This is a genomic window from Yersinia massiliensis, assembly GCF_003048255.1.
In the GTDB taxonomy this organism is placed as follows: domain Bacteria; phylum Pseudomonadota; class Gammaproteobacteria; order Enterobacterales; family Enterobacteriaceae; genus Yersinia; species Yersinia massiliensis_A.
The window spans coordinates 846,333-861,796 of record NZ_CP028487.1; the positions used below are offsets into that span (position 1 = coordinate 846,333).

Consider the following 15,464-nt stretch of genomic DNA (forward strand, 5'->3'; position numbering starts at 1 on the left):
TACCAGTAGTGAACAAAATGACGAATTCGTTTTGCGCCGTTAGGTCTGATATTCATGCGAAAAAGGAGCGATTCGGCTCACTTTTGCGCAACCTCACCCTACTCACATTATCGCTAACGCTAACTGCTTGCGCGCAGTTTATACATAAGCCTTTGGTTGAGGGAACGACGACTGCGTCACCGCAACCCGCATCTGCTACCGCCGCTAACGGCTCAGTTTTCCAGACGGGGCTGGCGATGAATTATGGCTATCAGCCGATGTTCGAAGATCGTCGTCCTCGTAATGTTGGGGATACCCTGACTATCTTGCTGCAAGAGAATGTTAGTGCCAGCAAAAGTTCGTCTGCGAGTGCTTCTCGTGACGGTTCTACGGGACTTTCTTTTGACAAAACGCCTCGTATGTTGCAGGGCCTGTTTGGTGGCGATCGCGCCAATGCGGCTATCAGCGGCGACAGTGATTTTGCTGGCAAAGGTGGCGCGGCAGCTAAAAACGCTTTCAGTGGCACCATTACTGTCACCGTGCAGCGAGTGCTGGAAAACGGCAACCTCAGTGTGGTGGGGGAAAAACAGATCGCCATCAATCAGGGGACAGAGTTTATCCGTTTCTCTGGTGTGGTGAACCCGCGCACGATCAGTGGCAATAACACCGTCGTTTCAACGCAAGTCTCTGATGCACGAATTGAATATGTCGGCAACGGATACATCAACGAAGCGCAGCAAATGGGATGGTTGCAGCGTCTATTCCTTAACATTTCTCCATTCTGATTAGCTAACTATGAAAATTGACTTTTTTTCGTTCCGGCCATGGTTGTGGTGCGTGATAGGCGTACTGGCTATATTCCCTCCTGCTTATGCCGAGCGGATACGTGACCTGACGACAATTGAAGGCGTACGCGGTAACTCCTTGATGGGGTATGGTTTGGTCGTGGGGCTGGATGGCACCGGTGACCAGACGATGCAAACGCCTTTTACCACTCAAAGCCTTAACAATATGCTCTCGCAACTCGGGATCACCGTCCCCCCAGGGACAAATATGCAGCTCAAGAATGTGGCTGCCGTCATGGTGACTGCCGAGTTGCCGCCTTTTGCGCGCTCAGGTGAAAAAATTGATGTTGTGGTCTCCTCAATGGGTAATGCGAAAAGCTTGAGGGGAGGCACACTGCTGATGACGCCATTAAAAGGAGTCGATAGCCAGATTTATGCCCTTGCACAAGGAAATCTCTTGATGTCGGGTGCCTCGGCTCAAGGTGGCGGCTCGCGGGTACAAGTTAACCAGCTCAATGGGGCGCGGATTAGCGCCGGTGCCACCGTTGAGCGTGAAGTACCGATGAACTTCGCCAACCAGACCACGCTGACGTTGCAACTGATGCAAGAGGATTTCACCGTTGCGCAGGCCATCAGTGATGCGATTAATCGCCGGCATGGTTCAGTTGCGGTCGCGCAAGACGCGCGCAGCATCCGCCTGAATGCCCCGGTAGAAAGTGCGGCGCGAGTCCGTTTTCTGGCAGATATTCAAAATCTACCCGTGAAAGTGGATGCCGGAGATGCGCGGGTGATTGTTAATTCCCGTACCGGTTCGGTGGTGATGAATCGTCATGTCACACTGGATTCCTGTGCCGTTGCGCAGGGGGATCTCACCGTGGAAGTAACCAGGAATGACATCGTGAGTCAGCCAGATACCCCCTTGGCCGGCGGGCAAACGGTTGTAACACCGAATACGCAGGTTTCATTGCGTGAGCAAGGCGGTTCGTTGCAGAAGGTCAACACAAGCGCCGATCTTAATAACGTGATTCGGGCTCTCAATAACTTGGGCGCAACCCCTAACGACCTGATGTCTATCCTACAGTCGATGAAAAGTGCGGGCTGCTTACGTGCACGTTTGGAGGCTAACTGATGAGCGGTTTTAACCTCAATCAAGGGGCAGCTTTCGATTTACGTTCGCTCGATAGTCTCAAGTTAGCGGTTAAAAATGATGCGTCACAAGGTGCTGAGGCTGCCGCCAAGCAAATGGAAGGGCTATTTGTCCAAATGATGCTAAAAAGCATGCGTGAGGCCTCCTTTAAAGGGGGCCTTTTGGATAGCCCGCAGTCGGATATGTTTACCTCGATGTATGACCAACAGATCGCTCAGGACATTGCTGGCAGTGGAAAGCTGGGATTCGCGGAATTGATTATGTCGCAGCTGACCGGGGAAAAAGTGGAGACAGGGCGAGGTACGGGGGGCGTCCCGGTCGAGTTGGCATCGAGCTTGGCGAATTTCAAAGGGATACCGGTGCCGGTCACGCCGCAATCTGATGCCCCTTCACCGGCACGTTATAGCGGCGCGAGTAGCGCACATAGTTTCATTTCACGCATGTTAGCGCCTGCCATTGAGGCGGGCGGGCAAAGTGGGATCCCGCATCAACTGATAATCGCTCAAGCAGCACTGGAGTCGGGTTGGGGGGATCGCGAGATACTCACCAAAGAAGGAAAACCGAGTCATAACTTGTTTGGTATTAAAGCGACGTCAGCTTGGAAAGGGGAAACGACTGAAATTACGACGACAGAATATATTGATGGCGTACGGCAAAAAGTGAAAGCCGTATTTAAAGTTTACCCTAGTTATTCGGATGCATTAGCTGATTATACCTCTCTGCTGAATAATAATCCGCGTTATAAAAATATATCGCAATCGTCATCCCCTGAAATAGCGGCAAAAGTGTTGCAATCGGGTGGATATGCAACAGATCCTCGTTATGCGAACAAGCTAATTAATATTATTCAGCAAGTGAAGCAGAATGTGGGTCAGGCAGTGAATGCTTATAAAACCGATATTTCTTCATTATTTTAATGTTAGGTCTTTAGTTGGTTTTTTTTAAACCGATATATTAATTATGGATATTAAGACGTCGTTATAACAGGTGAATTATGAACCTTATGTACCTAGCTCAGGGTGGTCTGAGTTCTGCACAATCTGCTTTAAATGTTGTTGGTAACAATATTAATAATGCATTAACACTCGGGTATAGCCGTCAGAGTATTATCTTGGGTGAAGCAGGCGGTAAGACAACGAACTATGGCTTCTTTGGTTACGGTGTTCAGGTGAATGGTGTGCAGCGTGCTTATGATGGCTTCATTAATAATCAGGTGCGTGGGGCTGCGGCAGAGTTTCAAGCTATCAGTAGCCGTTTCCAACAAGCTAGCCAAATTGATGATATGTACGGGGATAGCACCAATAATATTTCCGTCGCATTTGGCAATATTTTTGAATCCATGCAGAAGATGAGCAGCGATCCGGTAAACCTCGCTTCTCGTCAGGAAACATACTCGCAATTCAATACGATTAGCTACAAATTCCAGAGTGACAGTAAAACACTTGATGGGCTGGAGAAAAGCACCAACACGCAAATTAAGCAGTCGGTCGATGATATTAATGACTGCGCGAACCAGATAGCAAATCTCAATTCACAGATCGAAAAAATTTATTGGCAAACGGGGAATGTACCGGCTGACCTTTTGGATCAGCGTGACCTTTTGCTGGATAAACTCAGTGGCCAAGTCGGTATCAGAGTTAATGAAAACCCCACTACCGGCCGTGTTGATGTCACGCTGACAAATGGATTGACGCTGGTTAATGGTGATAAAGCTTATGCATTAGAAGCCACACCTTCTCCGGCCAACCCTAACAGGCTTGAGGTTGCTTATATTGATGCTTCTGGCAATGCCATGTTGCTGGATGAAAATAAGTTCACCGAAGGCAATCTGGGGGGATTATTTAAATTCCGTAACGAAGATTTGGTTTCTGCGCGTAACGACCTGAACCAGTTGGCGTTACAGATGGCGAATGAGTTCAACACGGTTAACGCACAAGGCTACGATTTGTACGGCAATCCCGGCGGGAATATTTTTAATATTGCTGATCCCGTGGCGCTGGCCAACAGAAATAACAGCAGTGATGTGGCGTTAGGTGTGAGCTACACCAATATCAGTGAAGTGAATGCGACTGATTATACCTTGGTATTTAAGGGGCCTGATGAGTCAGATTGGCAAATTACTACCAGTGATGGGCGCACGATTACCCCTGAAATTGGGGATGATGGTGAGCTGATTTTCGAAGGTATTTCCGTCATGCCAAGTGGTGTTCCTGAACCAGGGGATAGCTTCTTACTCAACCCACTATCAGGTGCAGCTGCAGGGATCAGTGTCGCACTGACCGATGGCAGCCAAATCGCAGCGTCTAGCTCTTCGGATGTTGAAGATGAAAGCAATAACGAGAATCTGCAAGCGCTACTGGCGGTAAAAGATAAGCGGATTATCGGCAAAGCCACCTTCTCAGAAGCTTACGCCAATATGGTCAGCTCTGTCGGTTCTACCGTGAGTGGGTTGAAGGCAGAAGGAACGACGTCAGGCAAAGTATTCGAGCAATGGGCCTATCAGAAGCAAGCGGTGTCGGGTGTTGATATTAACGAAGAGTACATCAACATGACGATGTTCTCACAATATTACCAGGCTAATGCGCAGGTTTTACAAGCGGCGATTACCATTTTTGACACAATTTTGAGCATTCGCTGATGATGCATTTTTTAAAATAAGCTGGGTAAAAATAGATTGGGAGAATAAGTCAATGCGCCTTAGTACGAGTTATATGTATCAACACAATATTGATAGCATGTCCAACGCGACGGTTAACTACAATAATATTTATACACGTCTGGCTGCGGGGCAGATCTTATTAAAGCCTTCGGATAGTCCGTCGGCGGCATCGCAGGCCATTGTTTACCAAAACTCGCTGTCTGACATGAATCAGTATGATACTGCCAGATTGTATGCTCAAGATTCGCTGGGGTATGAGGACAATGTGCTCAGCTCCATCTCAAATCTGCTCACCAAAAACTTGTCAGAGAAGATTGTCGCGGCGGGTAATGATACTTACACCGATGCTGACCGTCAGGCATTGGCGACTGAGTTAGAAGGGATCCGCGATAGTCTCGTTGACTTAGGTAACAGCAAAAATAGTAACGGCCGATATATTTTTGGTGGATACCAAACAGGATCTCCGCCATTCCTGCCAGATGGGACCTACGTTGGCGGTGATACGGCAATCATGCAAACGGTTGGCGACAGTACGGTCATGCAGGTTGGCCACACTGGCAGTGACGTCTTCATGAGTGGGACTGATGACGATCTTTTCGCAGCCTTAAACAAAGCGATCGATGCTCTTCAGCAACCCATAGAGAGTGATGAAGATCGCCAAGCGCTGCAAGAAACACTTGATGGTGTCAATAGGTCGATTAACCGCTGTATTGATAACCTCGGTATGGTTCAGGCGAGTGTTGGTACCAACTTACAACAACTAGAACAACTGGGGGCCAGTTCTGATTCACACCGTATTACGGTTGAAAGCCGTTATCAGCAGACAGTAGGTTCAGATTCTGAAGCGATGATTAGCCTGATTACTCAGTCAAAAATGTCGGAGTTTGCATTGAATTCATCGATGTTAGTATTTCAAGCAATGCAAAAAATGTCTCTCTTTAACATGATTTGATCTGTTATTTAATGTGTTGCCGAGATAATTAACGTTACCGTTAGAATTTTTGATATTGAAAGTCATTGGTTCATGTTTATGTGATGGCATGATAATGGCCTGAGTCTATTTTACAGGTTAATCTTTTGTCTGAGAAATACGATTGAATAAGAGTGTTAGTATTGAGCCAATTCATTAGGATGGTGTCATTGTTGGTATAATGACCCTGTCCTGATAATTGTAGAATGGCTCTATCCTAATAAATAGCATGATAAATTGAGTTTCAAATGTTATTTGAAATGAATTTAACGCTACCATTGGCTTATATACAGCCTATTTCTTTCGCTTATCCGACTATGTGCTTTTGGTTCAATAAACAATAATAGTCTATATGACATACAGCTTGGGAAATTATTGTGGACGGAATATATACCCCTGAAGGCACTATTGATAAAAATGTAGTGTGGGCTAAATATCAATATTTAGTGAGGCAAGAGGCTTTAAAATTACAGGCACGCTTACCGGCAAGTGTAGAACTTGATGACCTTATTCAAGCAGGTTCCATTGGTTTTTTGAACGCCATAGACCAGTATGATGCTAAAAAGAGCATTGCGATGAGTACATTTATTTCTTATCGCATTCGCTATGCTTTAATTGACGAGCTCCGCGAACGTGACTGGGTTCCTAGACGTGTTCGCGCGAATAATCGTGAAATTGCAGCGACGATTACTCGACTCGAGCAAAAAAATGGCGTTTCTGCTACGGAAGCTGAAATAGCGGCTGAGATGGATGTGTCATTACAAGACTATCAACAGATGTTGATGGACAGTAATACTAGCCAGCTATATTCGCTTGAAGAATTACAGGAAGAGTTTCTCGATGATGTTGGCGAAATAGGAATACAGCAGGAGTATCTTGATCCTGCCAATAGCCTTATTTTGCAGAATTTAACCAAACATGTCAGTGAGCAAATCAAAGAACTATCTGAACGTGACCAATTATTGCTCAGTCTCTACTACCAGCAGGACCTAAACATGAAAGAGATCGCCTTGGCATTCGGCATTACGGAGACAAGAGTTAGCCAATTACATAGTCAGGCGATTAAAAGACTGCGCGCAAAGTTAAATATTAATCAATAGATTCAAAGTATTCTTGTGAATAAACTTAACAATTAAATATAAAAACATTTGTCTAGTTTAAAAATCAGTTACCAGTGATTTATAAGTTTTTTATAAGCTCATGAAACATGCGTATTGAGTTGTTATGGCATTGAAAATAAAGGGTTTTAAATTTATGGTTTAAATTGGTGTTTTTTAGGCTTATATGTAGACAGTGCTTTTATTTTATAAAATCCTAAGATTTAGCTTATTGGATTGAATATTCGATCTTTACGTAACTAGAGATAGAAACGCTTGCACCTACACACAAAAAAACGAATAATTATAAGCAGAAGCCGGGGCTCATGATTGTGATTCTTCTGAGTCTAAAGGTTGATGATTTTCATTAAATGAAATTACCGTTTTTTTACTGCAAAAAAATAGATAAACTAAATGAACACTGTAGATTATAACGAGTTACTCCAGAATATTCATGATATCAATCTCTCTTATTTATTACTGGCGCAGCAATTGATTCGTGATGATAAGTTTACATCCGGTTTTAGGCTTGGGCTAGAAGACAGTACTATTGAAATGCTGAAGGACTTATCTTTACCAAAATTGATTAAGCTTTCTACGAGTGGTCAGCTTATTTGTCGTTTACGTCTAGATAATGAGGCTGTTATTAATTGTTTGACAAGAGACTCGCGTATTGATGCGCTTCAGCGTATTCATACGGGAATTATTCTGTCAACTGATCTACTTGACTCACTCTCAGATAATAACTCTGCTGCATCATGATTGGAGATAGGTAATGACGAATAAAAGCCTTTTAGATGAAATAAAAGAAACAAATATTGCCATGGAATTAATCTCTCTTGGCGCGAGAATGCAAGTGCTAGAAAATGAAACTAGCTTAAGTCGGAGAAGATTGCTAAGGCTTTATAAAGAACTAAAAGGTTGTTCGCCACCGAAAGGATTATTACCATTTTCACCTGACTGGTTTATGGCTTGGGAGCAAAATGTTCACTCGTCAATGTTTTATAATATCTATTTGTACTTAAAGAAAACGCTAACGGGTCATACTATCGAACATATTGTCAAAGCCTATAAACTTTATAATGAGCAGTGTTATGGGAATCAGAGCGAAAAACCAGTATTAGGATTAACTCGTGCCTGGACATTAGTTCGTTTCATTGACTGCGGAATGATTAAGCATATTAAATGTTGCAGTTGCGGTGGTACCTTTGTTGTCACCCATGAACATAGCGATAAGCCATTTATTTGCAGCCTATGCTGTACGCCTTCTCGCGCAGTAAAAAAGACAATTCATAGGGATGCTGTAACCACTCTACCAAGCGCGTCAATGTAAAGTCATTAGGAATATTTCAAGTCGTACTAAATATTTCAAGTCGTACTAAAACGTATCTTAATAATGTGATGCGGTGTTGCTCTATTTGCTGCGCGCAGCCTTGGCAAATTGATAAGCAATTATTTACAAGCCTTAAGGAGTTATTGTGCTCGTTATTCTCGGATATATCGTTGTTCTTGCAACCGTGTTTGGTGGCTTTGTGCTATCTGGTGGTCAACTTGCCGTGCTTTATCAGCCGACCGAATTGCTCATTATCGGTGGTGCGGGTATTGGGGCATTTATTGTCGGTAACAATGGCAATGCGATAAAAGGAACATTATCGTCCTTCCCCAAATTACTTAAAAGTTCGCGTTACACCAAAGAACTCTACATGGATTTATTGGCAATGATCTTTTTGCTATTAGCCAAAAGTCGCCAAGGAGGGCTGGTTGCTTTAGAGAACGATATAGAAGACCCAGAGAACAGCGCTATTTTTGCGGCTTATCCGAGGCTGCTCAGTGACCCTATTCTAATGAATTTTTTGGTCGATTATCTTCGCTTAATGATAAGCGGCAGCATGAACACATTCGAAATGGAATCCTTAATGGATGAGGAGATCGAAACCAGTGAACATGAAGATGAAGTATCAGCAGGTAGCTTGAATGTGATGGGCGATGCATTACCTGCCTTTGGTATCGTGGCGGCTGTCATGGGGGTGGTGAATGCGTTGGCAGCAGCGGACCGGCCGGCGGCGGAAATGGGTGAGCTGATTGCTCATGCGATGGTCGGAACCTTTTTAGGCATCTTGCTGGCTTACGGTTTTGTTCTACCGCTAGCCTCGTTACTGCGCCAAAAGAGCGCAGAACACACCAAGATGTTGTGCTGCATAAAAGTCACTTTGCTTTCTAGCTTGCACGGCTATGCGCCACAGATCGCCGTTGAATTTGGCCGTAAAACACTCTTTTCAAGAGAGCGTCCAAGTTTTATGGAACTGGAAGATCATGTTCGCCAGGTCAAATCACCTGCTGCTAGCACAACCGCGGAAAGCGGCTCATGAGTAAAAAGCCTCATAACATTATTGTCGTCAAAAAATCGAAAAGCCATGGTGGGGGCCACCACGGAGGATCCTGGAAAATTGCTTATGCGGACTTTATGACCGCCATGATGGCTTTCTTTTTAGTGATGTGGCTACTGTCAAATTCCACGCCGCAAGAGCGTCAGCACATCGCTGAATATTTTAAAGCTCCGGTGAACGTAGCACTTTCTAATGGCGATAAAAATAGCCTGAGTGACAGTGTTATTCCGGGAGGCGGCGACGATATGTTAAAGCAGGACGGAGAAGAACTCAGATATGAAGATAATACTGGGCTGCAAGATCTTGGCAGATTAAAAGACAAAATCGAAGAGTTAATTAATGTCGATCCGCGGCTTAATGATTTCAAATCTAATTTACTGCTGACCATTATCGATAGCGGGTTGTTGATCCAGATAATTGATAGTCAGGAACGCCCAATGTTTAAAGTTGGCAGCAAGAAGCCTGAAGAATACATGGTGCATATTCTCCAAGCCTTGGTGCCAATCCTTAATGATATTCCGAACCGCATGACGCTAACAGGGCATACCGACTCATTACCTTATGCTAATGGTGAGGTGGGCTACAGCAATTGGGAACTTTCTTCTGATAGGTCAAATGCCTCTCGTCAGGTTCTGGTGAATGGTGGATTACATACCGATAAGGTGCTTCAGGTGATTGGTGTCGCGAGCAATATGTCGATGGGTGACTCTCAACCAGATGCGCCGGCAAATCGCCGTATCACGTTGTTGATACTGACAAAGAGTAAAGAGAAAGAGATTTTTCAGGAAGATTCACTCATTCAAAGCGTCAATACCGGTGCTAACACCGCCGATGTGCAATCTCAATTAAAACTACCCTCTGAGCCGGATCGCAGTGAGAGCCAGGGCAACGAATAACACCCTTCAGGACGAGATAAGATGGATTTCAGTGATTTTTATCAGACTTTTTTTGATGAAGCCGATGAGCTTTTAGCAGATATGGAGAAGCATCTGCTAGAGCTTGATTTTGCCTCTCCTGATACTGAGAGCCTGAATGCCATATTCAGAGCAGCGCACTCAATCAAAGGTGGTGCAGGTACATTCGGGTTTATTGTCTTGCAAGAAACGACCCACATACTTGAAAACCTGCTCGACGATGCACGACGCGGCGAACTGCAGCTCAGCAATAAAATTGTTAATTTGTTTCTGGAGAGTAAAGATATTATGCAGGATCAACTGGATGCGTATAAATCATCACAGGAACCTGATCAGGAGAGATTTAAATACATTTGCGAAGCACTTCGCCAGATGGCCGAAGAAGCTAAGCAGGGCTATGGTGTCGCAAACGCACAAATTGAAGCGCCTATTGTATTGGTGGAAGAGCTGCTGGCTGATCAAGCATTGGCTGCTGAGGTCATTACCCCAGCGCCAGTAGGGGCGAGTGTCATTCAAGTCGAACTGCGGAAACTACGAGAGACTGACCGCCAGCCGTTGATTAATGAATTAGGGTTGCTTGGAACAGTTGAGAACCCGCAATACCAAGGCGATACCTTGACGTTGGTGCTCAAAACCAGCGAGTCGCAAGATGATATTCGGGCAGTGTTGAGTTTTCTGCTGGATGACAATGACATTATTTTAAGTGTCGGGGCAGTCTCAGAGCCAGCGGCGCCTGTCGTTGATAAAATCGAGCCGAAAGAGAAAATACCCCCGACAGCGCCTAAAGCTGAGCCTCCAGTGGCACAGCGGAAATCACGTGCACCTTCCCGTAGTCAAGGTAGCGAGTCCAGTAGCATCCGTGTTGCAGTAGAAAAAGTTGACCAAATTATCAACCAAGTCGGCGAACTGATTATTACTCAGGCCATGTTGACTCAGCTTTCTACGCAGCTCGATCCGGCGAAATATGAAGCGCTTATTTCCAGCATCGCTCAACTAGAACGTAACGCACGTGATTTGCAGCAGTCGGTAATGTCGACACGCATGATGCCAATGGAATATGTCTTTAGCCGCTTCCCTCGACTGGTGCATGACCTTGCCGGTAAGCTCGACAAACAAGTGGAACTGACTCTGGTCGGGGGATCTGCCGAACTCGATAAAAGCGTGATTGAACGCATTATTGATCCATTGACTCACCTAGTCCGTAACAGTCTTGACCATGGTATTGAATCTATGGCAACGCGCCGTGCTAACGGCAAACCTGAACAGGGTAATTTAACGCTGTCCGCGGAACATCATGGCGGCAACATTATCATTGAGGTCATTGATGATGGGGCTGGGCTTAATCGCGAAAAAATTCTGGCTCGTGCGCAATCCCAAGGGTTGCTGGTCAGCGATAGCATGCCGGATGAAGAAGTTTGGATGCTGATTTTTGCTGCCGGTTTCTCCACCGCCGAAAAAGTGACTGATGTCTCTGGGCGTGGCGTGGGAATGGATGTCGTCCGACGTAATATTCAGGAAATGGGGGGATACGTAGAGATCCACTCTGAACAGGGTAAAGGGTCTAAGATCCGTATCATCCTGCCACTGACGTTGGCGATCCTTGATGGCATGTCCATACGCGCAGGTGACGAAATCTATGTTCTTCCATTGAGCACGGTAATGGAATCGTTGCTGTTAAGTGACAAATCACTCTACAAAATGGCCGGCGGCGAGATGGTGCTGCAAATTCGTGAAGAGTATTTGCCATTGATTGAGTTGCATAAGGTTTTCGATATTCCCGAGGAACCCAACGATATCAATGAAAGAATTGCAGTGATTGTCCAAGGCGGTGGAAGCCGGTATGCATTATTGGTCGACCAACTGGTGGGCCAACATCAAGTTGTTGTCAAAAATATGGAACAAAATTATCGCAAAGTTCCAGGGATTTCTGCTGCAACGATCCTTGGCGATGGCAGCGTGGCATTGATTCTGGATGTCGCAATGCTGACCAGTTTGTCAAAAAATAAATCAATGCCTATCAATATTAATTAACGCTGCATTAAGAAAGGTTAAACAATGAATTTTTCTAGTTCAGATAAAGAACTCGTCAACGACAATCATGGGCACGAATATCTCATCTTCCGGTTAGGGGCAGAAGAGTACGGTATTGAAATTCTTAAAGTACAAGAAATTCGAGGCTATGATCGTGTGACTCGGATTGCCAATGCGCCAAAATTTATCGCTGGTGTCACCAATTTACGCGGTGCAATAGTACCGATCGTCGATCTGCGGGTGAAGTTTCAACTTAGCTCTGCTGAAATTAACGAAAGCACTGTGGTGATTGTCCTTAATTTAGGTGATCGTGTTGTCGGAATCGTGGTCGATGGTGTTTCAGATGTCTTGTCACTGGAGGCAGCAAAAATTAAGCCTGCACCTGATTTCTCTGTAACCTTATCGACGGAGTATCTGCTTGGGCTAGGCGCATTGGATGACCGCATGTTGATTCTCGTCGATATTGAGAAGCTGCTAAATAGCGAAGAAATCGCACTCGTCGAAAAAATGGTTGAATTAGAATGTTAATCGCTAGTCAAATTCTCATGGTTTGAACCGCGGTATAAACTTTTTGTCTCTATGCCCATAAGCAATCCGATTATATTTATTTGACTATGGGCTTATCGTTAATGAAAGACGGTTTTCTAACGTGTCAGATTAAGTGTCATTCCTAATTTTGACCCTGTTGGTGTTATTAATAAAGTCACAATATTTTAGCATTAACTGCCATTATCACCTGACACATATAGACGTCATTAGCTTCTTCCTCGATTAAGCAATGCATTAATTTTCGGAAATATTCCTTGGGTATAAATATTTTTATATTCACTTAAACATAAAACTTAAAGGAGCTATTCTATGGCTGTTGTTGCTTTCCAAGACTTAGATAATTTTATGCAGGCAGGTTGTTATATATTAGTAGAACAACTCCTTGGTTCCGAAAATACCCGTCGAGTTGAAATTTCAGAGCTCATGAACGAAACAGAAGAACTGAAAATTCTTTTTCGATCAAAACCGGCCAGCTTGCAACAATGCACCTGTGACTTATTACATAAAAATGTCGCGATTATCACGATAATCAGTCGGGGATGGGAAGGTTGTACTTCCAACGATACTATCTATATGAATAGTGGTGAGTCGTTAGAGTGCTTCAAAATGAATATCCAAATGGCGATTGATACCGCAGTACAGGGTTGGAATGGTGATTTATGCCCGCATTGCCAGATTATGCGTTCACTCACCATCAAAGAGAAAGAGATCATCAATATGATGAAAAACAATAAATCGATGGCGACAATTACTCGATATCAAAAGAATCGATTTGGTTCGTCCAGTTACTACAGCCGAGACAGTATTATGAAGAAAGTGGGTATCACCAATAAAATTGGTATCTATCGGTTTGTTAACTTAATCGCACAGTAAGTGAATAGCTAATCCTATCAGTATATTGCATGAGAAATGGAAGTTGATTAATAGTAAATGGAAACCTGTCAAAGTGAATAGGGTTCTGAGGGGGATTTTTTATTATCTGAACGTTATATTTTCACATATCGTTTTTCAGTTGATGATAAGAAAATACATGAAATTGATAGTCTGCGGTTGGTATAACATGATACCAAGTACTTCAAATATTATTGGGGCACGGTTGCCCCAATAATAATCTCATTCATTATGATATTCGTGCGTTTACACCTTGAAACTTCCTGCCGTTATCGCCAGCCCGGTTGCCCGTTCCTGTAAGGTCGATGATGCTTTGGCTGATTTCCCCACCATATCGGCATTCTGCTGCACCATACTATCTAGTTGCCCTATTGCTCGGTTTATTTCATTAATACTCTGCATCTTTTTCTCAGAGGCTGAAGTAATTTCCTGCATCACGTTACTGACATTTGAGACATTGCTGACAATGTCACTCATGCTGTTACTGGCCAAATGAACCAGTTCTGAACCGGAGGCCACGCTGCTTATTGTGGAATCTATGAGTAGCTTAATTTCTTTTGCAGCTTGGGCGCTGTTCTGGGCTAGGCTACGAACTTCATTTGCCACCACCGCGAATCCGCGCCCCTGCTCACCGGCTCGAGCGGCTTCTACCGCCGCATTGAGTGCCAATATATTGGTTTGAAAAGCAATGTTATCGATTACGCTGGTAATATCGCTGACTTTTGATGACGCGCGTTCGATGCTCCCCATGGTGGTGATGACATCAGACATCACGCTATCCCCCTGTGCTGCCGCTTCAGAGGCATATTTAGCGGTATCACTGGCCTCTTTGGCTGATCGCACAGATTGAGAAACAGTGGCCGTAATCTGGGCCAGTGACGCCCCTATTTGCTGCAAACTGGTCGTCGAGGATTGAGTCCGACCTGACAAATCGTTATTTCCTGTCGCAATCTCATCGGCCGCCGTTTTTACATATTCGCTAGTAACACGAATTTCGGCGATAATTTTGCTGAGCTTATCGACGAATTTGTTGAAAGAAAACGCAATTTGCGTCACTTCATCCTGTCCGTCGGTGGGTAAACGCCGCGTCAAATCACCGTCACCAGAACCCATGGTATCCAGCATGTCTCTTACCATTGAGAGACGCTTAAACGATTTGGTAATGATAAAGCCAATCGCGATGGCTGAAACGATAACCAGCAACACCATGATTATGATTGAAGAGATCAGCAACGATTGCATACCTGCTGAAGAGGTTTCTTTGTCTTGCACAACAATGATATACCAGTCGGTTCCTGCTATCGGCATGGCTTTGACACGCTTGGTTTCGCCATTAAGCTGAATATCGACCGGTGTGTCTCCTTGCAAAACCTCGTTCAGATTCAGGTGACGGGTTATCGATGCCAAAGGTTTCAGCATGAGGTTAGGGTCGGGGTGCGAGATGATAATGCCGGTGCTATCGACCAGCATGCCGAAACTTCCCGGCAGCGGATCGAGAGAGTTGACGTAATTAATCACACTCTCCATCGAGACATCACCGCCAATCACGCCATATAAATTGCCTTCTTTCATTAACGGAATAGCAAATGTCACCACCAGTGTTTGGGAGGCAATATCAAAATAGGGGGGAGTGATGACCGTATGACCTGCTTGCTTTGCTTGCTGATACCATGGGCGTTCGGTGGGGTCGGCATCAGCAGGTTCGCCGGTGAAAAGCGTTATCTTATTGGCATAACCGACATACACATCGGTGAAGCCTCCCGCAGAGGCAATTTGTTTAAGGGCGGGGAGTGGGTCGGCGGTTAATGCAGCGGGTTGGAGTGACGCGATCATCTCAGTTTTTGATTTTACCCAATCGCTAATACCCTGTGGGTAGCTTGACGCGAGTGCATTAAGTGTACTGTCAATTGCCTGTTCATTATATTTCTCAGCAACGCTATAACTAAAAAATGTACTAATAGTCAGGGAGAAAATGACAATCATGATGCTAGTACTAATGATGCGCATGCGGATTGTTTTAAACATGTACCTATCTCTCATTAATATTAATCAGTG

Annotated in this window: 14 protein-coding genes; 13 read left to right on the plus strand and 1 reads right to left on the minus strand. The window is 44.7% G+C overall.

The genetic code is table 11. From position 1 onward, the window contains the following. Positions 1-17 precede the first annotated feature (17 nt). From DA391_RS03790 to DA391_RS03850, 13 genes are all read left to right on the plus strand, one after another. Positions 18-764 (plus strand): flagellar basal body L-ring protein FlgH, encoded by a 747-nt coding sequence (locus tag DA391_RS03790; protein WP_240624788.1) that lies wholly within the window; start codon positions 18-20, stop codon positions 762-764. Positions 765-774: 10 nt separating this feature from the next. Then, complete coding sequence (locus DA391_RS03795; RefSeq protein WP_019211832.1) at positions 775-1,893, plus strand: flagellar basal body P-ring protein FlgI; 1,119 nt, start codon at positions 775-777, stop codon at positions 1,891-1,893. Further along, the gene (flgJ, locus tag DA391_RS03800; protein ID WP_108087392.1) at positions 1,893-2,828 is read left to right on the plus strand and encodes a flagellar assembly peptidoglycan hydrolase FlgJ; all 936 of its coding nucleotides are present in this window, start codon (positions 1,893-1,895) and stop codon (positions 2,826-2,828) included. The genes DA391_RS03795 and flgJ overlap by 1 nt, the downstream gene beginning before the upstream one ends. A gap of 77 nt (positions 2,829-2,905) precedes the next feature. Further along, positions 2,906-4,549, plus strand: coding sequence for a flagellar hook-associated protein FlgK (gene flgK, locus DA391_RS03805; protein WP_057644525.1), 1,644 nt, complete (start codon positions 2,906-2,908; stop codon positions 4,547-4,549). Positions 4,550-4,601: 52 nt separating this feature from the next. After that, entirely contained in the window at positions 4,602-5,522 is a 921-nt protein-coding gene (gene flgL / locus DA391_RS03810; RefSeq protein WP_050083250.1) for a flagellar hook-associated protein FlgL, read from the plus strand. Positions 5,523-5,917: 395 nt separating this feature from the next. After that, positions 5,918-6,640: an RNA polymerase sigma factor FliA gene (locus DA391_RS03815; protein WP_049607832.1), complete on the plus strand. Its 723-nt coding sequence runs from the start codon at positions 5,918-5,920 to the stop codon at positions 6,638-6,640. 411 nt (positions 6,641-7,051) lie between these two features. Beyond that, positions 7,052-7,399 carry a flagellar transcriptional regulator FlhD gene (gene flhD / locus DA391_RS03820; RefSeq protein WP_019211827.1) on the plus strand — a complete coding sequence of 116 codons (348 nt, stop codon included), beginning with the start codon at positions 7,052-7,054 and terminating at the stop codon, positions 7,397-7,399. A 13-nt stretch (positions 7,400-7,412) separates the two neighbouring features. Then, a complete protein-coding gene (gene flhC / locus DA391_RS03825; protein ID WP_050083251.1) occupies positions 7,413-7,970 on the plus strand; it encodes a flagellar transcriptional regulator FlhC in 558 nt (185 codons plus the stop codon). 145 nt (positions 7,971-8,115) lie between these two features. Then, positions 8,116-9,006 carry a flagellar motor stator protein MotA gene (motA, locus tag DA391_RS03830; protein ID WP_050083252.1) on the plus strand — a complete coding sequence of 297 codons (891 nt, stop codon included), beginning with the start codon at positions 8,116-8,118 and terminating at the stop codon, positions 9,004-9,006. Then, complete coding sequence (gene motB, locus DA391_RS03835; protein ID WP_019211824.1) at positions 9,003-9,920, plus strand: flagellar motor protein MotB; 918 nt, start codon at positions 9,003-9,005, stop codon at positions 9,918-9,920. Before motA ends, motB begins: the two co-directional genes overlap by 4 nt. 21 nt (positions 9,921-9,941) lie before the next feature. Continuing rightward, a complete protein-coding gene (gene cheA, locus DA391_RS03840; protein WP_050083253.1) occupies positions 9,942-11,969 on the plus strand; it encodes a chemotaxis protein CheA in 2,028 nt (675 codons plus the stop codon). Positions 11,970-11,993: 24 nt separating this feature from the next. After that, on the plus strand, positions 11,994-12,497 hold the full coding sequence (gene cheW / locus DA391_RS03845) for a chemotaxis protein CheW (protein WP_019211822.1): 504 nt from the start codon (positions 11,994-11,996) through the stop codon (positions 12,495-12,497). Between the two features lie 330 nt (positions 12,498-12,827). Next, complete coding sequence (locus tag DA391_RS03850) at positions 12,828-13,391, plus strand: hypothetical protein (protein WP_108087393.1); 564 nt, start codon at positions 12,828-12,830, stop codon at positions 13,389-13,391. Between the two features lie 264 nt (positions 13,392-13,655). Here the strand turns inward: DA391_RS03850 and DA391_RS03855 are convergent, their stop codons facing one another. Continuing rightward, entirely contained in the window at positions 13,656-15,434 is a 1,779-nt protein-coding gene (locus tag DA391_RS03855) for a methyl-accepting chemotaxis protein (protein WP_050286730.1), read from the minus strand. Between the last annotated feature and the right edge of the window lie 30 nt (positions 15,435-15,464).

What these genes read in the sequence shown, in the direction of transcription:
- DA391_RS03790 (WP_240624788.1), top strand. Translation starts at nt 18, where the DNA reads ATGACGAATTCGTTTTGCGCCGTTAGGTCTGATATTCATGCGAAAAAG.
- DA391_RS03795 (WP_019211832.1), top strand. Translation starts at nt 775, where the DNA reads ATGAAAATTGACTTTTTTTCGTTCCGGCCATGGTTGTGGTGCGTGATA.
- flgJ (WP_108087392.1), top strand. Translation starts at nt 1,893, where the DNA reads ATGAGCGGTTTTAACCTCAATCAAGGGGCAGCTTTCGATTTACGTTCG.
- flgK (WP_057644525.1), top strand. Translation starts at nt 2,906, where the DNA reads ATGAACCTTATGTACCTAGCTCAGGGTGGTCTGAGTTCTGCACAATCT.
- flgL (WP_050083250.1), top strand. Translation starts at nt 4,602, where the DNA reads ATGCGCCTTAGTACGAGTTATATGTATCAACACAATATTGATAGCATG.
- flhD (WP_019211827.1), top strand. Translation starts at nt 7,052, where the DNA reads ATGAACACTGTAGATTATAACGAGTTACTCCAGAATATTCATGATATC.
- flhC (WP_050083251.1), top strand. Translation starts at nt 7,413, where the DNA reads ATGACGAATAAAAGCCTTTTAGATGAAATAAAAGAAACAAATATTGCC.
- motB (WP_019211824.1), top strand. Translation starts at nt 9,003, where the DNA reads ATGAGTAAAAAGCCTCATAACATTATTGTCGTCAAAAAATCGAAAAGC.
- cheA (WP_050083253.1), top strand. Translation starts at nt 9,942, where the DNA reads ATGGATTTCAGTGATTTTTATCAGACTTTTTTTGATGAAGCCGATGAG.
- cheW (WP_019211822.1), top strand. Translation starts at nt 11,994, where the DNA reads ATGAATTTTTCTAGTTCAGATAAAGAACTCGTCAACGACAATCATGGG.
- DA391_RS03850 (WP_108087393.1), top strand. Translation starts at nt 12,828, where the DNA reads ATGGCTGTTGTTGCTTTCCAAGACTTAGATAATTTTATGCAGGCAGGT.
- DA391_RS03855 (WP_050286730.1), bottom strand. Translation starts at nt 15,434, where the DNA reads ATGTTTAAAACAATCCGCATGCGCATCATTAGTACTAGCATCATGATT.